This window comes from Novosphingobium sp. CCH12-A3 (assembly GCF_001556015.1).
Classification (GTDB): domain Bacteria; phylum Pseudomonadota; class Alphaproteobacteria; order Sphingomonadales; family Sphingomonadaceae; genus Novosphingobium; species Novosphingobium subterraneum.
The window spans coordinates 1-23562 of sequence record NZ_LSIA01000297.1; the positions used below are offsets into that span (position 1 = coordinate 1).

21 protein-coding genes and 2 pseudogenes are annotated in these 23562 nt (G+C 57.9%); 5 read left to right on the plus strand and 18 right to left on the minus strand.

The annotated features are described in order from the left end of the window. Positions 1–387: 387 nt before the first annotated feature. A complete protein-coding gene (locus AX703_RS24695; RefSeq protein WP_062348010.1) occupies positions 388–1383 on the minus strand; it encodes a M48 family metallopeptidase in 996 nt (331 codons plus the stop codon). 252 nt (positions 1384–1635) lie between these two features. Then, complete coding sequence (locus tag AX703_RS24700) at positions 1636–2562, minus strand: nucleotidyltransferase and HEPN domain-containing protein (protein WP_062348012.1); 927 nt, start codon at positions 2560–2562, stop codon at positions 1636–1638. Between the two features lie 562 nt (positions 2563–3124). On the opposite strand from AX703_RS24700, the gene AX703_RS27645 reads away from it, so the two are divergent. Next, the gene (locus tag AX703_RS27645) at positions 3125–3469 is read left to right on the plus strand and encodes a hypothetical protein (RefSeq protein WP_156135936.1); all 345 of its coding nucleotides are present in this window, start codon (positions 3125–3127) and stop codon (positions 3467–3469) included. A 514-nt stretch (positions 3470–3983) separates the two neighbouring features. Here the strand turns inward: AX703_RS27645 and rfbB are convergent. The 6 genes from rfbB to AX703_RS24740 all read right to left on the minus strand — a co-directional run bounded on the left by rfbB (position 3984) and on the right by AX703_RS24740 (position 11072). Next, positions 3984–5039 (minus strand): dTDP-glucose 4,6-dehydratase, encoded by a 1056-nt coding sequence (gene rfbB / locus AX703_RS24710; protein WP_062348014.1) that lies wholly within the window; start codon positions 5037–5039, stop codon positions 3984–3986. Next, a complete protein-coding gene (gene rfbD, locus AX703_RS24715) occupies positions 5032–5889 on the minus strand; it encodes a dTDP-4-dehydrorhamnose reductase (protein ID WP_062348016.1) in 858 nt (285 codons plus the stop codon). Before rfbD ends, rfbB begins: the two co-directional genes overlap by 8 nt. Beyond that, entirely contained in the window at positions 5886–6431 is a 546-nt protein-coding gene (gene rfbC / locus AX703_RS24720) for a dTDP-4-dehydrorhamnose 3,5-epimerase (protein ID WP_062348018.1), read from the minus strand. Before rfbC ends, rfbD begins: the two co-directional genes overlap by 4 nt. Continuing rightward, positions 6428–7348, minus strand: coding sequence for a glucose-1-phosphate thymidylyltransferase RfbA (gene rfbA, locus AX703_RS24725; RefSeq protein WP_052242755.1), 921 nt, complete (start codon positions 7346–7348; stop codon positions 6428–6430). Before rfbA ends, rfbC begins: the two co-directional genes overlap by 4 nt. Before the next feature lie 1568 nt (positions 7349–8916). Continuing rightward, a complete protein-coding gene (locus AX703_RS24735; protein ID WP_062348023.1) occupies positions 8917–10221 on the minus strand; it encodes a UDP-glucose/GDP-mannose dehydrogenase family protein in 1305 nt (434 codons plus the stop codon). Between the two features lie 311 nt (positions 10222–10532). Next, positions 10533–11072 carry a CAP family protein gene (locus AX703_RS24740; protein WP_197423828.1) on the minus strand — a complete coding sequence of 180 codons (540 nt, stop codon included), beginning with the start codon at positions 11070–11072 and terminating at the stop codon, positions 10533–10535. A 264-nt stretch (positions 11073–11336) separates the two neighbouring features. Here AX703_RS24740 and AX703_RS29005 point away from each other — a divergent pair. Next, positions 11337–11540: pseudogene (locus tag AX703_RS29005) on the plus strand (transposase); the annotation flags it as partial. 298 nt (positions 11541–11838) lie between these two features. Here the strand turns inward: AX703_RS29005 and AX703_RS27020 are convergent. Together AX703_RS27020 and AX703_RS24750 are read right to left on the minus strand one after the other, a co-directional pair. Beyond that, positions 11839–12483, minus strand: a complete 645-nt coding sequence (locus AX703_RS27020; protein WP_231735690.1) for a L,D-transpeptidase family protein — start codon at positions 12481–12483, stop codon at positions 11839–11841. Beyond that, complete coding sequence (locus tag AX703_RS24750) at positions 12471–13052, minus strand: PEPxxWA-CTERM sorting domain-containing protein (RefSeq protein WP_039338356.1); 582 nt, start codon at positions 13050–13052, stop codon at positions 12471–12473. Before AX703_RS24750 ends, AX703_RS27020 begins: the two co-directional genes overlap by 13 nt. Positions 13053–13416: 364 nt before the next feature. On the opposite strand from AX703_RS24750, the gene AX703_RS24755 reads away from it, so the two are divergent. Then, complete coding sequence (locus AX703_RS24755) at positions 13417–14172, plus strand: metallophosphoesterase (RefSeq protein ID WP_197423829.1); 756 nt, start codon at positions 13417–13419, stop codon at positions 14170–14172. A gap of 432 nt (positions 14173–14604) precedes the next feature. Continuing rightward, on the plus strand, positions 14605–14928 hold the full coding sequence (locus AX703_RS24760; RefSeq protein ID WP_062348031.1) for a hypothetical protein: 324 nt from the start codon (positions 14605–14607) through the stop codon (positions 14926–14928). 94 nt (positions 14929–15022) lie between these two features. On the opposite strand, the gene AX703_RS24765 is transcribed toward AX703_RS24760, so the two are convergent. The 8 genes from AX703_RS24765 to AX703_RS24800 all read right to left on the minus strand — a co-directional run bounded on the left by AX703_RS24765 (position 15023) and on the right by AX703_RS24800 (position 23060). Beyond that, positions 15023–15715, minus strand: coding sequence for an exosortase C-terminal domain/associated protein EpsI (locus AX703_RS24765; protein ID WP_062348033.1), 693 nt, complete (start codon positions 15713–15715; stop codon positions 15023–15025). Continuing rightward, the gene (xrt, locus tag AX703_RS24770; RefSeq protein WP_082734798.1) at positions 15712–16593 is read right to left on the minus strand and encodes an exosortase; all 882 of its coding nucleotides are present in this window, start codon (positions 16591–16593) and stop codon (positions 15712–15714) included. Before xrt ends, AX703_RS24765 begins: the two co-directional genes overlap by 4 nt. Next, positions 16583–17266, minus strand: coding sequence for a CpsD/CapB family tyrosine-protein kinase (locus AX703_RS24775; RefSeq protein ID WP_062348035.1), 684 nt, complete (start codon positions 17264–17266; stop codon positions 16583–16585). The genes xrt and AX703_RS24775 overlap by 11 nt, the downstream gene beginning before the upstream one ends. Further along, the gene (locus AX703_RS24780) at positions 17266–18606 is read right to left on the minus strand and encodes a Wzz/FepE/Etk N-terminal domain-containing protein (RefSeq protein ID WP_082734799.1); all 1341 of its coding nucleotides are present in this window, start codon (positions 18604–18606) and stop codon (positions 17266–17268) included. The genes AX703_RS24775 and AX703_RS24780 overlap by 1 nt, the downstream gene beginning before the upstream one ends. 25 nt (positions 18607–18631) lie before the next feature. Next, a complete protein-coding gene (locus AX703_RS24785; protein ID WP_062348039.1) occupies positions 18632–19444 on the minus strand; it encodes a polysaccharide biosynthesis/export family protein in 813 nt (270 codons plus the stop codon). A 1-nt stretch (position 19445) separates the two neighbouring features. Next, entirely contained in the window at positions 19446–20531 is a 1086-nt protein-coding gene (locus tag AX703_RS24790) for a porin (RefSeq protein WP_039338363.1), read from the minus strand. 475 nt (positions 20532–21006) lie between these two features. Next, a complete protein-coding gene (locus AX703_RS24795; protein WP_062348041.1) occupies positions 21007–22179 on the minus strand; it encodes a polysaccharide pyruvyl transferase family protein in 1173 nt (390 codons plus the stop codon). An 11-nt stretch (positions 22180–22190) separates the two neighbouring features. Next, positions 22191–23060 (minus strand): hypothetical protein, encoded by an 870-nt coding sequence (locus tag AX703_RS24800; protein WP_039338365.1) that lies wholly within the window; start codon positions 23058–23060, stop codon positions 22191–22193. 141 nt (positions 23061–23201) lie between these two features. On the opposite strand from AX703_RS24800, the pseudogene AX703_RS27655 reads away from it, so the two are divergent. After that, positions 23202–23562, plus strand: a pseudogene (locus tag AX703_RS27655) (exopolysaccharide biosynthesis protein); the annotation flags it as partial.

Here is a 23562-nt window from a genome sequence, read left to right on the forward strand (position 1 = left end):
CGACCAGCCGGTCTGCCACCTGTTCCTTGCCGACGATTCCGATGATTCCGCACATGTGGGGATGGGCTTTCGCATAAGAGTTACGTCACATGGACGCCCGGCACATTGGCCGCGCGATCCTTGGCTTTGGTGTTGCCGCAGGCCGCTTTCACTGCCCCGTTGCCGGTATGGACCAGTCGCTCTCTAATCCCCAATCCGGAAATTGACACCCCTTAGATGAGGGCGTGCCAGGCGAGGAACTTGCTTGATGCAGGCCGGTCCAGCCCCCAAAAATGTGTCAGAGCCCATTTCCTCACGGAGAAGTCCGAAACAAGAACGAAAACTCAACTCGCCGGTTACGCGCCGACGATGCGGGGAGACAGAACGGGTTCGTGCCGATGCAAGGATCTATGGGGCGTGAGCTTTCGTATTGTTTCCGGACGATGGGGCCAGTCCTTCAATCTCGCGCCGGATCGCCGTCGCCCTTGCGGAGGCAGAAGCGTGCGTCGGGCTTCGCAGGATTCCCCCGCTGTAGCGTTTTCCTGGTCCTTCCCAGAACTGTACTGCAAGCTCGGGATTGTAACCGGCATTGGCCAACAGGTGGACGCTCAAGCGATCAGCTTCATCTTCTGCAGCGCGGATAAGCTTGCCGCTTCTCCCATAGGCAGACAGAGCAGTGTATCTTACATTCAGGCTCTCGAGCTTTTGGCGGTGCCCGAGAACCACGTGTGCCAGTTCATGGGCCGCAATGACGGCCACAAAATCGTCGGTTTGATCATCGAGGAAATGCGCCGAAAGCTGAACAATTTCTCCGTCTGAGAGGCCGAGGTCCGCCTTGTCGAAGGTTACTTCCCAGCGAGCTCGACAGGTCCGTTGAGGTTGCAGCGAGACAACTCTCGGTGCTGTCTCCCCATTGCGTTGTATCGTGATGTTGATAGGCGCATCGGCAGATTGCATAAGCAGCAATCGCTCTGCCTTGTCGCGATCCATGCTGCTACGTTTGGCGGAGCCGTCCAAGGGCAGTGCGATATCGTTGATTGCGACTATTCCATCACCCACTTTCAAGCCTGCAGTTGCTGCCGGGCTATCAGATAAAACCAGTTCGACTGCTACCGGGGCAGGGAAGTACCCCGCTTGGGCCAACGATGCCGCAAAGTGCCTGTCATATTGACTTTGCGCATGCAGAATGAGTCCCGTGAACGGCATCTGGTTACGGCAAATGGCGGCGTTACCGGTAATCAGCCTGCGCATGATCATCGACAGTCGCAGATCTTGCTCCCTGACTGCATAAAAGGGCTCAAGCGTGTTTGCCCTCTCCAATGGCGCGCGCGCTGCAGTGGGATTGGCAAGCTGAAGCGCTGCCACAATGGCAACGATGTGGTGTTTCCTTAATCCATTGTGCATCCCTGGATCCGCTCCGGATGTTCGAGTTCTGGCTAAGGCACAGCTTGACTTAGCGTCATAATGACTTCGGTTCGCCGAACCCGCGCAGGCCGTCGACCGTCGTCCAGCGGCATCGACCGGACAAATCGTGCGTTATCCTCCAGTGCGCGTAGCACTGCTCTTTGATTTGCTGAGAACCCGATTTTGGCCGGTCCGGCCACTGGACGCGCGAAAACCGGCCTTTCCGGGGAAATGATGCTTGGCCGCCAAGGATCATGCTTTTGATGCCTTTGCTTCCAACAGGGTCAGGCGCTCGAGACAGACCGTGTGCACCACGCGGCCCAGTTCCTCGACCTGCTCACCGAGCCAGGACAATTCCTCGGCGGTAATGCGATAGTGCCTGGAGTAGCGGGCCTTGACGTAGGCCTCCTTGAGTTTCTCGAACATCGCGCGCTGCTTCCGGTTATCCGAAGGCCAGACGTAGGTCAGGCGACGATCAATCCGTTCCGCCTGAGTGCGTAGAAACGAAAGGTTGTGCACGTGCGGTGTGTAGAATGTGACAACTAAGAGCACGCAATGGTAGAGGCGCTCAGCCGCTTGGTGGAGGTCGAACGCAGCCTTTCTGAGATCGCCGTCACCCACTGCATGACGAAAACCTCTCACAAAACTTTGGGCGCTGGGGATCCAATCCTCGAAATACTCTTTCGCCATTGCCAGCGCCTGCTCTGGCGTCTTGGGCTTGGGGCTGTGCAGTTCGGTATCGTCAGCCTCGTAAAGCGCGATGCCGTCCCTGGCGACGTCCATGAAGAAGTAGCGGCCATGCGCGAGCCCATCGTTCACCTCACCGAGCGTGTGGACGATGAAGTTCACCGGGGTCTTCAATGTTCCGGTGATCCCGTACTCTCGCATGAGGCGGTCATCGAGCCGGGACCAGTACTTGACCCGGTCGGTCAGGTCCTTGTGGTTGACGATGATCAGCAGGTCGAAGTCCGACTTGTACCCCTTGGCAGTATGGGGTTCATCGACCCAGCCTCCGCGCGCGTAGCTGCCATAGAGAATGACCTTGAGTATCCGCCCGGCCTTGCGGCGCGCTGCGCTGGCGCAGGCAGTCACGTCTTCGAACTCCTCGAAGATCAACTGCAGCACCCGCTCCAGCTCGCGCCGCTTGTTGGCGGGAAGATGATCAAGATCGCGTCGCATCACAAAAGTTACCCTGTCGTTCCCAACCCGGAATGGCAAGCGCGCGACGGGACCCTGCCGACCGCCGCTGCATCAAACCGACCTCCGTCTTCGAGGCCCCCGCTCCACTCCGCGCCAACCCGGATTGCGGACATGATTGCTCATAAAGTAGCATCCGAAAGCTCGGGCAAGGACATCACCGGAACAGTCACCGAATCCGTGGCGACCAGGTGCCGACTAGTTGTGGAGGAATTTGCTTTCAGTTCAGGCCAACGCTTCGATGGACATACCATCGCCGGACGAACAGCTCCAAGGATTTAGAAAGAAACGACTATTCCGGTGTCTACGCTACGGATCTCCAGCCTTCCAGTCGCTGCATCGCGGCAGCCGATCCGAAGACAATCCCGATGGCAGCACAATCAGCGATCCAGTCGATCCCGTCTGAACTGCGCCTAAGGGCAGGCAACAGCTGAAGACATTCGATCAGGGCCCCAAGCGTAGCGAGAGCCAGGGCAAGCACCAACTTGCGCTGCTTTGGAAAGGCGATGAGTGAGAGCAACGAGAGGCATCCAAACGCTATTACGTGCTCAATCTTGTCGCCAATCCCCAATGCCGGAGGGGAAGGAGTGAGGGCAAGAGCAACGATAGCAGTGGCGGTGAGGCAGAACAGGGTGAGGAACGCAAATCGCGTGTATCGCTGCAAAATCATCTTGGTCCCAATTGCTTAAGGGAAATATTCCTCGACCTTGCAGCCGGGGAAGAGGCGGGGCAAGAAGTGGTCGAGCAAAGCTGCCTGATTTATGCAACCGCCTGTCGATCAGGCGTTGCGGCACCGGCGGGCGCAAAGAAGTTCTTACCTCAGATGCAGGTCAAACTGCACCGGGCAGGGTTAGGGACCGCTCGTGGTGTGATTCCGGGTGCAGATTGAAGTGATCGCGTGAGGTGGGGGCATGCGGCGTCCCGGCCAAGCATTCAGATTCTGGAAAAACCTGAGAAACCAAGCGTTTATCTGAAAGCAAAAACCGCGTGGTCACTGCCATGGGACTGACTATGCGAACATGCTTCGGCCGCTCGTGAAGAGCGAGCTTTCTGCGCAATCATTAAGGCTCTTTTACAAGGCTCGATACAGGTCTCGGCTGGACGAAGCAAACCGGCATCAGGGGCTGCACAAGCACGATTTCGATAAAAGTGCGATCGGCGTTGTACCCTGTGAGCACCCGAAGCAAAGACATGGGACGGGGAGGGCACCAAAAGTGATCCGGGATGGCTTGGCGCACTGCTGGCAGGCTTGGCTGCGGCCCGCGTAAAACTCATCTTCAGCCTGTCTGAGCGAGCCGACGGCTTTGCAGAATGACATGAGCTATCATTGTCATCAAGACCTGGGCTCGGCCAATCCTTGGCACCTGTCGCAGGCATTCCGGCCTGATCTGACCGCCTTGGTGCTAAGCTGCCACCAATGGCCTCCACCAAGCCTCGTTCTCGAGATACCAACGGACCGTCTTGCGCAGGCCGCTTTCGAAATCATACTGCGGTACGTAGCCGATCTCGGATCGCGCCTTGGTCTCGTCGATGGCGTAGCGCCGATCGTGGCCCTTGCGGTCTTCGACGAATGTCTTCAATTCACTGGTCTCCCGCCCCTTTGCCGCCGGAGCGTCCGGATAACGTTCTGCCAGGCCTTCGATCTCGGCGAAGGCAAGATCGACTTCCGCGCAGATCCGGTCGATAACCGCCATGTTGGGCAATTCCTCGCCACCCCCGATATTGTAGACTTCGCCAGCCTTGCCGTTCAGCAGTGTTGCCTCGATACCGCGACAGTGATCCTCGACGTAGAGCCAGTCGCGGACATTCATACCGTCGCCATAGATCGGCAGCGGGCGTCCTGACAGAGCATTGAGTAAGAACAGGGGAATAAGCTTTTCGGGATAGTGATAGGGACCGTAATTGTTCGAGCAGTTGGTCGTGGTAACATCAAGGCCATAGGTATGATGATAGGCCCGAACGAGGTGGTCCGAGGCCGCCTTGGATGCCGAGTAGGGCGAGTTCGGCTGAAACTGCGTGGTCTCACGGAACGCCGGATCATCGGGCCCAAGCGATCCGTAAACCTCGTCTGTCGAAATATGATGAAAACGATGCGCGCGTCCACTGCCGCTATCGAGCCAGACCTGTCGCGCGGCCTTGAGCAGGCTGTTTGTGCCAAGGATGTTCGTGTCGATGAACGCGTCGGGTCCGCTTATCGATCGGTCTACATGGCTTTCGGCAGCAAAGTGAATGAGCGTTGCGATATTGCGTTCGCGCAGCAGCTTTTGGACCAGATCGGTATCGCGTATGTTGCCTACGACCAGTTCGGCCTGTTCGACGTCAGCAATGGTCGACCGATTTCCGGCGTAGGTAAGGCAATCCAGGACGATGATCGCATCGTCAGGGTGCATCTTGCTCCAATAATGGACGAAATTGCCGCCGATAAATCCGGCACCTCCGGTGACAAGCAGGTTAGGCAAGGGATCTTTCCTCTTTGAGCATGGTCCGCAGGTGCCTGCGCCAATGTACCCATTCATCACCAAGTACGGCCCTGGTCGAACTGACATCGAGGACCGAGAATGACGGGCGTCGTGCAGGCGTTGGGAAATCGGCTGTAGCAATCGGCACGATTTTCGGAATGCGCTTCAGCATGCCCAGAGCTTGTGCCTCTTCGGCGATGGCGATTGCGAAGTCATACCAGCTGGCAACACCTGCATCGCGATGATGAAAAATGCCCGGTTGGTTGTGCAGTGCCAAGCCCCAAAGCGTCCGCGCAAGTCCGGTGGCCCAGGTCGGCGATCCGATTTGGTCGGCCACAACGCGCAGTTCGTCGCGTTCGCGCATCAGTCGAAGCATGGTCCGTACGAAATTGGCGCCACCCGCAGCGTAGACCCAGCTTGTTCGCACGATGATTGCATCCGAGCCTGCGCCATCCTCGCCGGCGGCCTTGCTGGCGCCGTAAACCGAAAGCGGGTTTCGCACATCACTCGGGCGATAGCCATGACCATCGGTTCCGTCGAACACGAAATCGGTCGAGACCTGCACGAGCCGTCCACCTGTGCGTGCGAGAACCTCAGAAAAGACCCGTGGGGCCTTGGCATTGATGACATGCGCCAAGACCTGTTCAGTTTCGGCCTTGTCGACAGCTGTGTAAGCAGCTGCATTGATCACGACATCGGGCCGTTCGGTCCCAACAATGCGGACGATTGCATCGGCATCGCCAAGATTGAGTCCTGCGCGACGATATCCGATGCAAGTCCATCCTTCCGGAGCAGTCTCCAAAAGGGCCTTCCCGACCTGGCCGTCGATGCCGGTTACGAGGGCTTTCATGGAAAGGGCGTCACCTGATCGAGCGAGAGGCCAACGGCATCCTTGGCCGAAAGCTTCGGCGCAATTCCGTCAAGTGGCCATTCGATTCCCACCGCAGGGTCGTCCCAGGCGAGGCAGCTCTCGAACTGCGGCGCGTAATGCGCGGTGCACTTGTAGAGGAAATCCGTGTCATCCTCGAGTGTCAGAAAGCCGTGGGCAAAGCCTTCTGGCACCCAGAACATGCGTTTGTTCTCTGCTGAGAGAACGACTCCTGTCCATTTCCCGAAATCTCGCGACGAGCGGCGCAGGTCGACCGCGACGTCGTAGACAGCGCCGCGTGCCACGCGCACCAGCTTGCCTTGCGGGTGGGGATTCTGGAAATGCATGCCGCGCAAAACGCCCTTCTGCGACCGGCTATGATTGTCTTGCACGAATGTCAGATCAAGTCCCGCCGCAGCGAATGCGGCGCTGTTCCAGCTCTCAAAAAAGAAGCCGCGTTCGTCGCCAAAAACCTTGGGTTCGATGATAAGTGGACCTTGGATGTCACATTCGATAATTCTCACAGCGAACCTTTTTGCGTCAGAAGTTGCAATAGATATTCGCCATATCCCGATTTGCGCAACGGTTCGGCAATTGCTTCAAGTTCGGCATCACTGATGAACCCCTGTCGCCACGCGATTTCCTCGGGGCAGCAGATTTTCAGGCCCTGCCGTTCCTCGGTGATGCGGACATAAGTTGCTGCATCCAGCAATGATCCGTGTGTGCCGGTGTCCAGCCAAGCGTAACCCCGCCCCATGATCTCGACCGAAAGCGCACCCTCGTTCATGTAGAGCCGGTTGAGGTCGGTAATCTCCAGTTCGCCACGCTGCGAAGGTTTGAGCTCGCGTGCACGATCCACCACCGTCTCGTCATAAAAGTAAAGACCAGTCACAGCATAGTTGGATTGTGGCTGTGCCGGCTTCTCTTCGATCGAACGTGCGCGGCCAGCCTCGTCGAAGGCTACAACACCATAGGCTTCGGGATTGTTGACGCGATATGCGAACACGCTCGCTCCGGTCTCGCGCCGATTGGCATTCTGCAGCAGCTGCGGCAGGCCATGACCGTAGAAGATGTTGTCCCCCAGCACCAGCGCGCTGGGCGCGCCGCCGACAAATTCCGCGCCGATATGGAAGGCCTGTGCAAGGCCGTCAGGTTTCGGCTGGACGGCATAGGACAATGCGATTCCAAATGCGGATCCGTCACCAAGAACGCGCTGGAACTGAACCGCGTCCTCGGGAGTGGTGATAATCAGGATGTCGCGAATACCCGCCAGCATCAACGTGCTGAGTGGATAATAGATCATCGGCTTATCGAACACCGGCATGAGCTGCTTGGATACCCCGCGCGTCAACGGATAGAGGCGGGTTCCAGAACCACCAGCAAGGATGATGCCCTTGCGAGAGCTTTTACAGGATTTCGTCACGTTTCGAAGACGCTCCATTCTGCACCGCGGTAGCAGCGCACGCTCTTCCGCAGAGCAACAGTCAAAGGGCAAAAACTGGCTTGAAAGTCAAGGAGCATCCCTTGCAGCAAGTTCAACGTCTTGGCCCTGCTTCAAGAACCGGCGCTTCAAGAACCGGCGTTTCATCTGGTTCCCGCAACCAGACCTATATCATATCCAATACCCGGGGGCGGTGCTGCGGCCCCTGATATTGGCTTGCAGTATTCCCCCTGACTGCGCGGCGCGCCATCACGCAGGTTGAAGGTCCGGCATGGGGCGCGGGGACGAAGCGAAGCTTCGGCGAGACTTCTTTTTCCCCTATAGAAAAGCCATGGCACAGCTGCCACCTGCCGAGGATTATCCCGATCACATGTGCGTACAATCAGTCCTTGTCTCATTTATGGAATATGATCCGAGTTTCGGCATCTTCGCACGCTCATTTGGCCCCTACGCCGCCTTGTACCCCGGTCATTCCGTCGAAAGGCAGGAAGATGTCAGCGCTAACGCCTGGGGAAAGTTTGTTGATCCTTTAATGCGTTAGTTCACAAAGTGCATCTAATCTGTGCGGACAGGGCGGCGCGAGTTCGCCTGCGCTATCGGCGACCGGACGCTCAATCTTGTGGGGTCTTCCGGGTTCGTCGGACGGAGGGCTCGGCGGCGTGGGCAAGGGTTCGGAGGAATCGCACCACATTAGCCAGTCGAGCTTTCGCAGAAGTCGAATGGCACTCTGCAGTGTTACGCGGTGCCCAAGGACGGCAATGGCGGCTGTCGCGCGTTGCTCGGCTTGACCTATGCCTGCTTTTGGGTGGCAGGCTTGGGCATAAGCGGATTGACTGAAGAAAAATGTTGTATTGCAAGGGCCTGCTATCAATCGAGCTTGGAAAGCGCGGTCGAGGGAGATGGTTCGAGCAGTACCGTTCGGTCATCAGCAGCATCCTTCGGCAGCAATGTTTCGGCGCTCTGCGGCGCGACGTGGCACCCCAGGATGGCGTTGGGGCGCCATCAATCGTGGCTTCAGGCGCTGGCGCGAAGCCGGGGTCTGACAGACAATGAGAGCGCAACATTCAGCGCCCGCGTCGACAGCGGACGGGAAACGGGGAGTCTTTGACCCGCTCCCAGCCGCGTGTGGGTGGGTTCGCCAGTAAGCTCTACTGCCATTGGCAGTTGCTCTCGGACTACTGCTCTTATTCCACCTGACGGTCGGCGAGGGGCAGATAGCGACGCCTGCGACGCCCGGATGGCGTGCCCGAGCACGCACCTGTCGCGTTGCTCGTCGAGAAGGGCCCTGATACCGACGCGATCCGCATCAATTCTGCCCATGGACCATCAGGGCCGCCATTCCAGGGACATTCAAGCCGGGGAAAATCGGGCATGATTGTGCGCTTTCAGTGCAGTGTATCCATTTCGAGCGCCTGCTCGACCTTCTCAGAAATAGCGACCCGATAGGACACACCGAACAATAGCTCCCGCGGAATGATCCATCTCACCACCCCCAGCTACTGGCTCAGACATGTCCACAGCGGGTAGCCATTGAACCCTTCTCGACACAGGCATAGCTTTACGTGCTGTCAGGGGCGGCCAACACTGGTATAGATGATGCCCGCCTCGCGCGCCTGAGCCGGATCATAGACATTTCGCAAATCGATAAGCACAGGAGCCTTGGCCCTGTTGTGGATGCGTCCGAAATCAAGTGCACGAAACGCGTCCCACTCGGTTACCAGCACGATCGCGTCTGCCGCTTCGATCGCGTCATATACATTGGTCGCCATAGTTACATCAGGCATGAGACGCGCGGCCGCTTCCATGCCTTCCGGATCATAAGCGACCACGTCTGCGCCTGCATCCAGAAGCGTCTGAATGATCGCGATCGACGGAGCATCGCGCATGTCATCGGTGTTTGGCTTGAATGTCAGGCCCAGTATTGCGACGCGCTTGTCCCGTGCGCTTCCGCCAAGTGCTTCGATCACTTTGCGGCCCATTGCCCGCTTGCGCGTTTCATTTACGTTCACCACGGCTTCAACAAGCCGCACAGGACTGCTGAACTCTTCCGCTGTCTTGAGCAGGGCGAGGGTGTCCTTGGGAAAACACGAACCGCCGTAACCTGGACCTGCGTGTAGAAATTTTGTGCCGATCCGGTTGTCGAGGCCCATTCCGCGTGCCACGTCCTGCACGTTCGCCTGCACCTTCTCGCACAAGTCGGCCATTTCGTTGATGAAAGTGATCTTCGTCGCGAGAAAGGCATTGGAGGCGTATTTGATCAGCTCCGCGCTTCGCCTGGACGTAAACAAGATGGGCGCCTTGTTCAGGAACAGGGGCCGATAGACTTCAGTCATCACGTTGCGGGCCCATTCATCCTCGGCGCCTATGACGATACGATCAGGGCGCTTGAAATCGCCGATAGCCGCTCCTTCGCGCAGGAATTCGGGGTTCGAGACGACTGAGCATGCTACCGGCGTGCCGCTCGCAGCGAGGATCCGCTCGATCTCATCACCCGTCCCGACGGGTACCGTCGATTTCGTGACGACAACGGTCGGCGACTTGATGTTTGCGGCAATTTCGTGCGCTACTGTCTTGACGTAGCTCAGGTCCGCGTGACCGTCGCCGCGACGTGCAGGGGTGCCGACGGCGATGAATACCACCTGCGCGCCTTCGATTGACGCGGCCAGAGACGAGGAGAAGGACAATCGTTCCGCTTTGACGTTTGCTGCGACAAGTTCCGCGAGACCCGGCTCGTAGATTGGCATGACGCCTGCGAGCAGGTTGGCGATCTTCGCCTCGTCCTTGTCGACGCAGACGACGTCGTGCCCAAAGTCGGCAAGACATGTGCCGGACACCAGGCCAACGTATCCTGATCCAATAATTGCAATCTTCATGGAAGATCCTGATCTGCTAGTGTGCGTCCCAAGCGGTGCACGCGGCATCCGACGCAACATGAGGTGCTTAGATTGAGGGCAAAAGCAGAACCTGCACAGACCTCACCTTGTTTGTTGGTGGCTCGTCTAGGCCGGCCTGTCAACGCCTAGTGAAGACTTCTCAATGGCACGGCGGGCAACTCCACGGTCTCGGCTGATTGTGAGCAGCCGTACTGGTAAAGCGCATTGCTAACGGGATTTCCGTCAGCCAAATCGCGCAATCATCCCTTGAACCGCGTGAGCGAAACGCCAGGAAACTGCGTGTTCACACATCAGACGGGAGAGGTTCCGATGACGTTGCCGGGTCGGCTGTAGCGACAGACCATGATTTCCTCGCCCCGGCTTGCTGCACGACCGCAGCCGACTTGCAAAGTTCGGCGCCACACTACCTGCGTGTAGTGCGCGACGTCCCTTACATTGCCTGTCTCGCTATTGTTCGGGAATACACCAGGCTTGTAGTTGCGCTTTTCCGCAATCCATAATGCGACCATGGACTCAGGCCGGAAAGCGCCCGGAGTGCCGCCCCAGATGTTCTCGCCAAGTGCTGGCTCACCTTGGACATTTGGAGAATGTTCGAAGCGCCCTGTGTCGGCAAGATGCTGTGCCCACTTCTGGGCACCGTCCGCCAGCTCCCTGTTCCAGACCAGACTCGGTACGCCAAGGGTCGAACGCTCGCGATTATGCGCTGCCAGCACTTCTTGCGCGAAGTCATCGTTAAACGGCGAACCACCGGCCGCTGCCGGAAGGATGGCAAGTACGAGAGCGGAGCAGGTACTTGAGAGTTTTTTTATAAAGAACACAATCGCCTCCAATGGAGGCATCGTGGCAAAGGTGGATTGACCAGCACTTTCGCGACTTGGTTAACTTTCCAGCAATACCTGCGAGGCTGATCGATCATCGCGTGGACCTGGCAGCGCGCCAGCAAGCGCAGGCGCTCGCGATGAAATTCCGGCGCGCCGTGGAGAATGTCCTCTGGCTCGGGGGTGTGCGATCCCGGCGATGACTCCTAAACCGGTTTAAGGTTTTCTGGCTGGCGTGATTTAGGCTGGCCAATGCAATGGAGGTGACGGTCTGAGTTGACGGACAGAGGATATCTGATCATCGAGCTTTCCCTGCCGAACAAGCCGCGCAGGGTTCCCGGTGTAGATCATCGTCGGTTTCTGAACGGAACTTCCGCCCGGCTTCGGCCTGCTTCTTCACGGCCGGATGGGCCCCCGCGCCATGGCTCCTCGACGACGTGTTGTAATCGGTTTGTTCGCTGGCGCCAAGCCGGAGTGCACAATCGCTTCTGGCTGCTGTTCCCGCGACTTTCGAAGGCAGATTGTGTTGCTGGGCTCGCCTGGGGCCGCGTCCTCCAGCAAAGTGCGACGGGTAAGAAAGGGGCACGGAGACCGAGACATGGAACCCGTCGCGCTCCAATCGCAAGCAGCGCTGACCGTCTTCGGATTGGCTCGGTCGTCTACGCAACCTGTTCGAGTGCTGTCCGAGCGCATCAAGCATTTCCGGAGCTTGCCACTGGTCACGAAATGTGCCCGGAGACCACCTCGCCACCGGCATATGCCTTACGCATCTGGTATGCTACACGATGTGGACCACATCGCCCACATGGATCACTGCAAACAATCTTTTGGCAAATTCGGAAGGAATGCCGATGCATCCATGCGTTCCCAAGCCGGCCTGCACGTCGCTTCCATGAATGGAGACGCCGTCGTTCGTCAGCCGAAGGGTAAACGGCATCGGGGCGGAGTCGTAGGTTGCCGACACGTGATCGCGCATCATGGCGATCACGGGAAAGGAGCCTCGAGGCGTTGGATATTCATCTACGCCATGCAGAATGACAGCCGTGCCAATCTCCTCGCCGCCCCGGAACACCGATATGATCTGCCGATCGAGATCGACGCGGACCATGACTGCCCCTGAGCCACCGGGCGAGGAATGCAGGACATCCTGCCAGCGGTATTCGCCATAGGCCATCGCGGCGGGAACTTCCAACAACGAGGACACCATCGCGGGCCAACCATCCCGAGAGGACAACTGACGCGCTTGTTGCGGTGTTAAGAAGATTCGTGGTTCATGCAACGACCGGGATATTGCAGTTGGAGGCGTCATGGCGGAACGTGACGCGTCCTGCCATGCGGTATCGCTCTCATTCCTGCACGCCGCGATCAGCAGGAAAAAGGCCAGACCGATTGATTTCAGAATGCAGCCAGTCAGTCTGAGCAAGCGATAAGTTCCAAACGATGTCGCTTGCGCAAAACGATTCCGGTGAGGCCGAGCCCGATGATCATGATGAACCATGTTGCAGGCTCCGGGACAACGGAACCCCCTCCGGGAGGGAGGACACCTTGTCCAGGAGGGGTTATCACGCTGCCCGGAAGGCTGCCCGGCAACGGGCCAACGCCGTTGAAACCCGCAGGACCTGGCGTCACCGCCGCAAGAGCAGCAGGCAAGGATAGAGGTGCAGCACTGCCAAGCCCGTCCTGAGCTCCAATAGCGGGATCGTCAACAAGGTCCTCGGGCGAAAATATCTTGCCCAGCGCACGTTCGTTCGGGCTGGCCGGGGATGAGGCGGGATCGACGTTCTTGCCGATTGCGACCTGTGCCAGCGCCTTGCCCTTCGCCAGTTCTGCTGCCAAGCGTTGGCCAGGCGATCTTTGTGCGAACAGTTCGAGGGCGCTAAGTCCTGCAGGACCGCTGCTGGATGCCGTGGCCTGGACGCCCGCACCGGCGATGCTCCGCTGAAGCGCAGCGGTTCCGGCCAGCCCGACCAGCATGGCCATCGCGATGCCCATCAGGCGGCGCCCGCGAAGCAGACTGAGAGATTGCCGAAAAGGCGCAAATGAAGGCACGAGTTTCAAGCTCCTCAAATCCCAGCAACGCCATACTGCCCAGAGTCGGCTTGACAGAACGTTACACCTTTAAATTCAAATCGGTTAAGGATTTTCCTCGTTTGATTTTGATCCGTCCGACGCATTATCAACCCAGAATACAGGTCAGGAAGAAACTTTGCGTGACGGGCCTCACAGGCGCAGGACAATGTGGACGATCGTCGGGAAAACGTCCGAACGCAGGTGTCGGTGGTTAAGGATTACCTTGGCCGTGCTGGTCCTGGGCTCGAGCGCCCTTGGAGTGTCGCAAGCAATACAGCCTCCGCTCATGCGCGAGGCCACCTTGGAGTTGCCAGAGTGGCCTGCGCGTCAGCGGCCTGTTCGCGCCGTGCTGCTGGCTGATATTCACCTCGGCGGTATTGACATGACCGCCAAAAGGCTTTCGCGCATTATCGACCGCATCAATGCGGTCCAACCAGATGTCGTTCTGGTCGCCGGCGATTTTCTCACCGATTGGGCTGCGGACTCTGCGGACATCATCGAAGTTGCGGCACAGATGAAGCGGTTACGTTCGCGCTACGGCACTGTAGCGGTGCTTGGAAACCACGATCATGGAAGCAACACTTTACTGCTCCGGAATCAGCTGGAACAGTCAGGTGTTACCTTGGTGGATAATGGAGCAGTGCGTCGCGGCCCTTTGATCCTGGCCGGGTCAGGCGACAGTGTATCAGGACATGCTCGTCTTGGAGGGACCCTCGCTGCGGTGCGGCGGTTGAGGACAAAAACGGATGGAGCAATTGTCTACCTTGCCCATTCGCCGGATATCTTGAAATGGCTGCCTCAAGGCCCTGCGGTCTTGCTGGCCGGGCATACTCATTGCGGTCAGATTGTCCTGCCGCTGATCGGGGCGCCAGTCCGGGTGTCGCAGATATTTGGGAATAAACTTCGATGCGGGTCAATTCGCATCGGCGACAAGCATATCATCGTGACTTCCGGATTGTCGACGAGTTCATTGCCGCTTCGCATTGGTGCTCCGCCCGATTTCTGGGTCTTGACCCTGTCAGGTGCTTCTCACGCAGGATGATTGGCTGTGCAAGACAATCGCCGCTAGCCGACCGCCGGGGCGGGAGAGTCTCGCGGCCAGAAGCCAGGCACTGCTTGATGCTATTCCTGAGGCACCACGCTGCTGGTTGACAAGGGCTGTGACAGTACCGCCATCTGCGAGGCCGCCGCGAGCGAAACTTCTTGGCCGCTATCCCCACAAGCTCAATTCAAAAGCGGCGTTTTGCCATCAATGGTTTGAAAACGGCACCGCCGCCTTCAGCCGCATCTGTACCTGAAGCTGGTCGACTGCGTAATATGTCTATGGCTTGAAAATGGGATTCTGTCATTCGATCCCATGTTCCGGGGCAGGTGGGGATGGGGATACCACTTGCCACTTCTTCAAGGCAACTCCGAACCTCGGTGTTAACTGTTTGTTGTCCTTTTTGGCTCATTCTCTGCACGGTTCGTCCGGATGGGTGATCAGAAGGAATTCTTTATGGCCAAGAGTGCACCCGCTAGAACGCCTGGAATGCCTTTTCACGATGCGGTCGCTTCCAGGGCGGCCAGATCCAGGGTCGAACCGGTTTCCGTGATCGATATCTCGGGCGAACACGGGGCAACCCGGGCCCAGCGCGACGGCTGGATGGCCCGCGATCTTCAGATGATGTTGGCGCAACATTACAACGGTGAAGCCGCAACGAAGTCGCCGCCTAAGCTTGGGATTATCGCTCTGCTGGCGTTGGCTTCGTGGGGCCTGGTTATCGCTGCAGGTTTCGTCGCCCTCTCCATCATGTAGTTCCACGGCCATTTTGCGGTGATGCGTCGCAAGAAGGTCGATCTTAGGAATCAAATCGAGTGCTTCTTCCGCATCTGAGAAGATGTGGCGAGCGTCAGCTGGATTTGGGCTCGGGCCCGATCATTGCGAGGCGCGACGCATCGGCAAGATTGTTAAGTAGCGTCTCGTGGAAACGGATCACGGAGCGGTGGAGCGGCACTTGTGCATTGCGCACGGCCGATGCGCGGACCAAGAGCCCGTCACCGATATATCCTGCAAATGCAGCCTTGAGGCGGCCAGAACGCTGCTCAGCTGTCGTTCGGGGTAGATCCAGACCAACCCTTGTCCAGTAAACGATGTCTTCCGTGCGCGCGCCTGTCCGTGCAGTCAAAGCAACAGCCGGAACCTTGCGGCCTCGCCCGGCGTCGAGGTCGACGAACCACCTGTCGACGATCTCAAAGCCGATGGCCGGATAGCATACTTCGGGGCGATGCAGCTGCAGAACATCGCTTTGTGCCTTGCCGTACGCCGCGAGTAGCATCACGCTTGGCAAAGTTGCTGCAGGATCCCGGTAGAACCGCGCGACTTGCTGTGAATAGAGGCGGCTTGCCAGGGAGCCTTCGACTCGCGGAATGACAATTTCTCCTCCCTCGCCAGCGATCCAGGGGGCAACGTCAGAGGGAATCAAGGTTCCGAGCTCTGCGTCTGCTGGGACAAAGGCCAACGTACGACGCGGCCGCAGAGCCTCTGCCAATCCCAAGGATCCCGCGCACGCCAGACCGGCGAGAAGATTGCGCCGGTCAATCATTTCGCAGATCGGTTGAGTATGCGCCAGAAAACCATGTCTGCTCCAAATATGAGGACAAGACCCAAGCCGAACAGGATGACACCTGTCGTTGCATGCAGGAACCCTTGCGCAACATCATCGCCTAGATAGTACGTGATGAATATGAGGGTGACGACTCGCAGAACGTTAACGGCCACGGCGAGCGGTACAATCAGGCATACGAGCAATGCAGCATAGCGCCAGGATGCGCGCCGCAGAAGGTAGATGTAAAACAGGCTCACTGCTGTCATGCCGACAAGGGAATTCATTCCCGAGCACGCATCCTCGACGAGCAACTGATATTGCGCCACCTGGAGCGTCACACCCTGGCGTGCGACCGGCAGACCCGCGAGCGTCGAAATCTTCATGCCGAGTTCGCTAACCAGCATTTGCAGGGGGGCAGTAGCGCGGTCTACCATCCAGCCTGGCGGTGGAATGAGAAACCCCAGATAAAATAGCGGAAATGCATGCCTTTTCAGTTCCGAAAAACCCATCAGGCGCCATAAGAATCCGAGCGATACAAGGTAAAAACCTGCCACTTCTATGCTGATGAAGTCGTAGGCGCGGCCAAACACATACAAGGGCCACCCGAGCAAGCAAGGCCAGATGGCTTGAAGCCATGAACCGCCGAGAACTGTGCGGTCTAATCGCAATCCGTTGTGATAAAGCAGCCAGAGACCTGTCGTGAGCACGATTGGGCCGTGCGCGCCGAGGTCGGTTGTCCAGACCTGCCTACCCAGATTGCCAATCGTCGGAATGGCCAGCACCAGCAGCCCGGCCAGGAGCGGAAGGTAGACAGGCAGCTTGGTGCTGCGTTCCGGTCGTTGTCCTTCGATCGCGCCGCGAGCCTCAGAAGTCATTTAGGAAGGTGCCGATGACAGCCGTATTTTCGAACTGCAACTCATTCACCAGTTGTTTCACATCGTTCACATAACTGCGTTCGCGGCAGGCCACGACCAGGGCATACCGGGTCACCGACGCGATCCGGCGGCAGTCCGAAAACCGGTTCGCTGCCGGCGTGTCGATCACGGTCAGATCATATTCACGCAGGCAGGTTCCAATCAGGTTTTGAAAAGCCTGGCCTCCCAGGTTTTGAATGCCGTCATCGTCCACGTTGCCCGCATGGAGCACTGACAGATTGTCCTGGACGAGCTGGACGCCTTCACTCAACGGTAGGGTCTCGTCTCGCAGGAGCTCGACTAGACCCACGTTGGATTTTGGCCCTCGGATGTACTCTGACATGCCAGGGCTGCGCAGGTTGGCATCGATCAGAAGCGTGTTGACTCCGGCTTGCGACATGGCGACGGCAAGATTTGCAGCGATGAAAGTACAGCCGGTCCCTGCCGATGGGCTGCAGATGGCAAGAGCTCTGCGCCCGGCTTGAACGTGCTGGGTCATAATCACACCGCGAAGCGTGCGAAGCGCTTCGGCGGCCACCGATTGCGGTTGTGAAGCAATAATGACGCTGGGTGAGAATGCAAACTTCTCGCTGCTCTTAGGGTCGGTCGTCTCTGACTGCTCGATGGTCGCCATTACGCTCTCCCTGCAGATTTCAGCGGCAGTATGCGTATGTCACCCAAGATCTTTCTCCATGTCGGGCGTTCGCCCCCGGTATCCGAAGCGCCCGACATCGTTCCCAGAACCGGCACATTGGCAAAACGCATGTCTTCGACGCCACGTACGCGACGCGCCGTCAGCTCTGCGAGAAGCGCAACCAGCACACCCATGACCAGACCGAGCGCAGCAGAGCCGAAAATCAGCAATGGCCAGTTGGGAAACGTCGGCTGGGTTGGCGTAGTCGCACTGCCGAGCAAAGTAAGGCCGCTGTCGAGGGCTTGAGCCTGCTGCTCAAGATCAACCGCTCGTGCGGACGTCTTCTGATATTGTTCACGCAAGACCGCGACATCACTCGCAAAACGACGTGCCTCGTCGACGAGGCCACGTTGCGCGAGAACCTTGGCCTGTTGCGATCCCACCAGCGCCTGCAGGGAAGGGCCTGACGATCCGCCGCTGACTCGGGGTGTTGCTGCGGCACCTGCCGCAATTAGCGCGTCACGCCGCCGTCTGAGGTCGATCAATTGCGGATTGTTCGGCCCAAGAGATTTCTCGGCGGCAGCGATAGCTGCGTTTGCCTCGGCAATTTGACCTGCCATGGGATTGGTTGGAGCCACAGCAGGCATATTCATGGTTGGCATCGGCGTTGCCGCAGAAAGGGCAGCGAGACGCTTGCTTTCCTGATCGATCAAATCCTGATCCAGAACAATGCCGTTCGCGCGTTCGAAGTTGGAGAGGCGCGATTCTGCTTGAGTCAGACGGCCCCTGATCTCGTCTGCCTGTCCACGAAACCAGCGGGCGTTGTTGGCAGCATCCTCCCGTTTGAAGGCAATCGCTTGATCTACGTAGGCGCGCCTGATTGCATCGGCTACCTGAGCTGCAATCTCGGGGTTGGACGATGAATAGGAGATTTCGAGAACGTTGCTCCCCTCGACAAGTTGAGTAGAGGTTCCGTCCATTATCCTTTGCGCAAGCCACCTGCGGAAGTCCCTGGTATCATTCGGATCGCGTGCCCGATACTGTGCCGCGAGCTCAGGAGAGTCCGCCCATCCCAGAAGGTCGGTAGCGCGTCCGGCGATGCGATAGTCACGGATCAGCTCGATCTGAGTCTTCACATAGGCACGAGCAAATGCCGAGGAGATCATCTCCCCGGTAACCGGATCGGGCTTCACAACGTCCATGAGGACGCGGGATTGTGCAGTGTAGCGGGGAGGTAGCACGCGTCCTGCCAAAAGCGCTGCAGACAGGCTTGCCACGAGAGCGATCAGGATGATCCCTCTGCGCGCCCAGAAGATACGCAGAAATTGTATCAGGCTCATGCTTTGTCTCCGGTGCGCATGCTCATCAGAAGAACCGCTCGCCTATGAAAATTGAGTCATCGGCAGCGACTGGCGCATCGAGGTCGACTTTTACCTTCTTCCCATTTCGATAGACCGAAACCTTGCCCATCGATCCGCGATCCGTGACACCGCCGGCGCGGGCGAGCGCCATCCGATAGGTCATGTTCTTTTCGAGCTTGTAGACGCCAGGGGCACCGACCTGACCCGAAACGTAGAAATTTGCCGCTGTTGCAATGAACAACTTGTCGTCGGGACTGACGTACGGATCTTCCAGAGGCCCGCCGCTGGCGACGGCGGAGATTGACAGCGAAAGCTCATCGCCGTTGCTCCGCCGCACAATGACGGTGTCCCCTGCAGTTGCACGGACGCCGCCGGCGCGCGCAATGATTTCCGAGACTCGGTAAGGACGGTCTACCGGAAGGATGCCGGGTGTGCCAAACTCGCCGAGCACAGTAACATAGCGGCTAGCGTACTGGGCCACACCGACAATCACGACCGGATCATTGTAGAACCCCCCTTGCTTGAGGAGCCGGGCGACCTGATCGCGAAATTGCAGCACGGACAACCCCGAGGCCTTCACTGCATGAATATATTGCAGGGTGACCGTTCCGTCGGCCTGGACGGGCTGACGAGTGGTGAATTCGGCCTGGCCGAGCACGCTGACCTCGATGACATCGCCAGGACCGAGCAGGTACCCTTGGTTTAGCGTACTCGCGGGGGTGCTTCCCGAAGCAGGTGGGGCGACTTGTGCCACTGCCGACCCAGCGATCAGCAATACTGTGCCCAAGGCAGACGCAATCAGCTTTTTGTGGTCCATGTCAGAAATTCCCGAGTGTGATGGAGGCTGTAAGCAAGCCGTAAGTGTTTCTGTAATCGAGAAATGTCCCGTTCGCATTGCGGCGTTCATGCCCTCCTTCGAGGGACAGTTTCAAGCGCCGATTGACTTGCATGCGCAAGCCCGCATTCAATTGATCAAGCCGGTCGTTGGTCAGGAGAACCGTTTGCGTCGACCTGGCATTGGCGAAACGCCGGTCATTGCGCGTCACGCCTGAAAAGACCGATGTCCGCGGCGTCAGGGCGTATTCCGCAGCAAGCGCGTAGCTGGTGTCACGGCTATAGAGCGCTTCGCCGCCCAAGGACGGATTCAACGATCTGGCGAAGTCGAGAGTTACTCGAAGATCGGTGCTGGGGACGGCAGAAAGACCCGCGGTCCATGTCAAACCCTTGAAGCCTCCTCCCGCCGGACCGTCAGGGTCGAGATTACTGTATGCCAGAGACGCATTTGCAGTCAGAATTGCGCCAATTTCTCGCCGTCCTGTAATCTTCAGCTGATCGATCCGGTAGCCTGACAGGCCGATCGTGCCTGACCGTTCGGGATATGTGATGCGGTCACGACCGAGCGTCGCCGTGAACTCACCCAGCACGGGATTCTGATAAGACACTCCGGCCTGCAGCTGATGGCCGCGATAATTGGCGAAGCGGCGCAACGAGTTGCTGTTGTTTCCTTGGGTGTATCCAGCCGACCCTAGTATCTTCAAACCGTTTGCGCGCCCACACTGGAGGCTTGATTCATAATTCTGAACGGTCTGCGTGTTTCGTACGCTGTCGATCCCGGGAACATTCAGGACAGCAAGTTGCGCCAGGTCGCTCTGGCGACGCTCAAAGCGAGGATTCAATTGAAGTTGGCAGTTGCCAAAGTATAGTCCGGCGTCGGCATCCAGCGCGATCCGCTCACGGTTCAGCCTCGCATTGCGATTGTAGAAGTCATATCCGGCAAAGGCGGTAAGCTCGAGACTGTTCCGGCCTAGCGGTCGAATGAGACTTAGCTCAGCCCCGACGGTGAGGCGTTGATCGGCCTGCTGGAGACCACGCTGCAAGGCGCGGTCAGGGTTCGCCTTGGCCACGTTGCTTTCTGCCCGAAGGGCGCTGGTCAGACTGACAGTCGTAACCTGTGTCGCTTCTTGCGCAGAGGCGCATGAAGGGACAAAGGTCCACGCCAGCGGAGACAACAGAATGCAAACAGATTGATGGCGCATTGGGCAAGACTTTCAGCTATCTTGATCGGCTTGTTACCGTAATCCTCGGTCCGGGCCAATGAGGTTGCGAACCGACGTCTGCGGCGCCCCAAATTGGAACGCAACGAGGCGATACCGACCTCCTAACGGCCCAACGGTTGCATTTGTAGGGCGATTGCAGAGGTCGATCTATTTGGCGGCGCTTGGGACACAGCTCGATTGAGGCGTCGAACCATAGACCCGGTAATGCAAGCCGAGGTGCTCGGCGTCGGCCGAGAAACAGTTGGGCAGAGAACCAGATTGAGGCTGCCGCCAGTAAGCCGTGCGGAGTTCTCAGTGCCTAAACAGGGCCGGTTGGGGGTTGTCATCGGCGTGCGTTCGACACGGACGTGAGCAGCTTTTGCAATTCGTCTCGATAAGTCTGAAGCCGAGCATCGACATTTGTCCTGGCTCTCGCGATCTGCGCCTTCAGTCGTTCGCGTTCTTGAATGTGTGCCAGAACGAATTGCAAAGCCTCGTCCACACTATAGCCGGTTTCAGGCAGGATGCAGTCATAGCCAAGAGAACCGAACAGCCCGGAGAACTTGCGGCTATATGCTGTGGGTACTACCGGGACGCCCGCCGAAAATGCTGCGATGCAGGCGTGCATTCTGCCAGCCACAAGCACATCCAGCCCGCTGATGTGCGACTTTGCGGCCTCGGCGCCTGAGAAATCCGGGATACGTCTTGCAAACGGATACATTGCGGCGAGACGGTCGGCCAAAGCGCCATCGTCATCGCCAGGGTCGGTCCGGCTCGTTGCATGCGCGATCAATTCTATTTGTACGCTGTGGTCAGTCGCGAAAGTCTCAAGCAAAGCGTGAATGAAGCCGGCGTAATTGTAGGAGAGGCCGAACCTGTTCTCTCCACTTTCGGCTTGTCGATAGAGCAGGCCAGAGGCATTCAAGCCTATGCGAACAGGCTTGGAGTCATTGGTGGTCGGAGCGCGGGTGAAGGGGAGCTCAAAAGCCACGTCAGTGGCCAGGACAACGCGTGCACCTGGCGCAATCTCGCGCGCTACGTCGAAGCTCTGAATATCTCGGGCGACGACACAGCGTGCGCGATTCATAACTGCTTTTGCAAGTTTGCGATAAATGGTACCGGTGAACGGTCCTATCGTTTGTGGAGCAAGAACAAGCGGCACTTTGCGCACGTAAGCCAGGGCTTTAGTTGCCCATAGATAGGCAAAACGTTTCGGCCCATAAATCTGCGCAAAGCTGTCCCCAGCCCCAATATCGATAATCGCATCCAGTGACGCGAGAAGCGACCAGTATCCACGGGGAGATATGATGCTTCGACCGTCGACCACGAAAACGTCAGCACTGTTTTTCCGCAAGGTTGAAGCGTCGTGATTGTCGCGCATGCCGATGACGATCAAATGCGCGTCAAGACCCAGTTTTTCCAATTCCTGACGGACTATGGCAATGTTCGAAAGGGTGAGGGCATCGACGCCGAGGTTCCCCGAGGCGAGCGAGTGCCAGAGCAATCCGATTTTCATGTGCAAGGGGCTCAGCGTGCATCTCCCTTGGCGGGGCCAGGCTCAGCCGTAGTGGCTTGACCCGTTTTTGTCACGAAAGCGGGATTAACCATCACTTTGGCCCGTTCGCGCTTTACAATAGTGTTAAGCGCATTCCGGACTTGCGTGGTGCTGCGCTGGTTGGTCAGGATAAAGCGCGCGGCTTGCAATGCGGCTGCATCCTCAAGAGGTTCGGCGCGGATCGCTGTGATCTGTGACATCACGAATCCACCATCTCCGCCGGGTGTCATCAGGAGCGCTCCCTCTTTCAGTCCGGCTGTTGTAGCGGCAACTTCGGGCTCGAGACTGAGCGTGTCCATAATCGCGGCAGACCGGACATACTTTATGCCTGATCGTTCAAGCAGATCCTTTACCTGTTGCAAGCTTTGGTATGCGGCCAACTGCTTGGCGATCGAAGTCGACACGGGCGGCAGAATGAACTGGTCGACTGTCAAAAGTTTACGTTGCGCAAAGCTGGCAGGGTGGGCTGTGACGTAAGCGGCAACCTCATCGTCTGAGACGTTCGGCACATTCTTTGATAGCGCGCTCCTGACAAGTTGCATGAGAGCCAAATCCCGAGCCCTGCTGAGTACCATGGCCGCTTCCGGTGTCTTGTCCATTCCCTCTGACTGTGCATAAGCGGCAAGAATCTTGCGGGAAATCAGCCCTTCGAGCGCTTGTTGCTGAATTTCTCGCACGGCCACAGGATCATCCGGCAAAGAGGGGGTTTCAAGCCGGAGTTCAGCAGCAGTGATTTCCGCTCCAGCGATCCGTGCTACGACTTGGCCGGTGGGGGCTTTTTCCTTCTCGGCGCCGCAGGCGGTAAGGGCCAGGCAAGAGATCACCAGCGTAAATCTTATCATAGTCCATTTGGCCTTCTGTGGGCGGGAAGTACGGAGGAACTCTCTACACAATCGAAATTTTCTGAGATAGGGGCAAATCACCATTTCCCTAATTTGGCTTGAATGCGCCGGTCGGGGCCAAATTCTTAATCGAGGCTGTCTATGGCACGCGACCCGAAATTCTGTCTTGCTGCCTCGGGCGGTGGGCACGTGCGGCAGCTACTCGATTTGAAACCTTTTTGGGCGGAATACGACCATTTCTTCGTGACTGAAGATACCGCGCTTGGTCGCTCGATAGCGCGCGACGAGACAGTGGAGTTTGTCCCTCACTTCGCTCTGGGCCAGGCGCGGCTCGGCTCACCTTTGAAAATGCTGCGTTCAGCATTCAAGAATATTTGGACGTCCTTACGCATCGTGCGCCGACACCGGCCAGACTATGTCGTTACGACTGGCGCCGGATCTCAGGTTGGCTCTGTTGCAAAAATCGTGAAGCTTGAGCATGCTTGGCGGAGATTGGACGGAC

Coding starts and splice junctions, on each gene's coding strand:
- AX703_RS24695 (WP_062348010.1), bottom strand. CDS start 1,383: ATGCACAATGGATTAAGGAAACACCACATCGTTGCCATTGTGGCAGCG.
- AX703_RS24700 (WP_062348012.1), bottom strand. CDS start 2,562: ATGCGACGCGATCTTGATCATCTTCCCGCCAACAAGCGGCGCGAGCTG.
- rfbD (WP_062348016.1), bottom strand. CDS start 5,889: ATGAAAGCCCTCGTAACCGGCATCGACGGCCAGGTCGGGAAGGCCCTT.
- rfbA (WP_052242755.1), bottom strand. CDS start 7,348: ATGGAGCGTCTTCGAAACGTGACGAAATCCTGTAAAAGCTCTCGCAAG.
- AX703_RS24735 (WP_062348023.1), bottom strand. CDS start 10,221: ATGAAGATTGCAATTATTGGATCAGGATACGTTGGCCTGGTGTCCGGC.
- AX703_RS24750 (WP_039338356.1), bottom strand. CDS start 13,052: ATGGGCATCGCGATGGCCATGCTGGTCGGGCTGGCCGGAACCGCTGCG.
- AX703_RS24755 (WP_197423829.1), top strand. CDS start 13,417: ATGCGCGAGGCCACCTTGGAGTTGCCAGAGTGGCCTGCGCGTCAGCGG.
- AX703_RS24760 (WP_062348031.1), top strand. CDS start 14,605: ATGGGTGATCAGAAGGAATTCTTTATGGCCAAGAGTGCACCCGCTAGA.
- AX703_RS24765 (WP_062348033.1), bottom strand. CDS start 15,715: ATGATTGACCGGCGCAATCTTCTCGCCGGTCTGGCGTGCGCGGGATCC.
- xrt (WP_082734798.1), bottom strand. CDS start 16,593: ATGACTTCTGAGGCTCGCGGCGCGATCGAAGGACAACGACCGGAACGC.
- AX703_RS24775 (WP_062348035.1), bottom strand. CDS start 17,266: ATGGCGACCATCGAGCAGTCAGAGACGACCGACCCTAAGAGCAGCGAG.
- AX703_RS24780 (WP_082734799.1), bottom strand. CDS start 18,606: ATGAGCCTGATACAATTTCTGCGTATCTTCTGGGCGCGCAGAGGGATC.
- AX703_RS24785 (WP_062348039.1), bottom strand. CDS start 19,444: ATGGACCACAAAAAGCTGATTGCGTCTGCCTTGGGCACAGTATTGCTG.
- AX703_RS24795 (WP_062348041.1), bottom strand. CDS start 22,179: ATGAAAATCGGATTGCTCTGGCACTCGCTCGCCTCGGGGAACCTCGGC.
- AX703_RS24800 (WP_039338365.1), bottom strand. CDS start 23,060: ATGATAAGATTTACGCTGGTGATCTCTTGCCTGGCCCTTACCGCCTGC.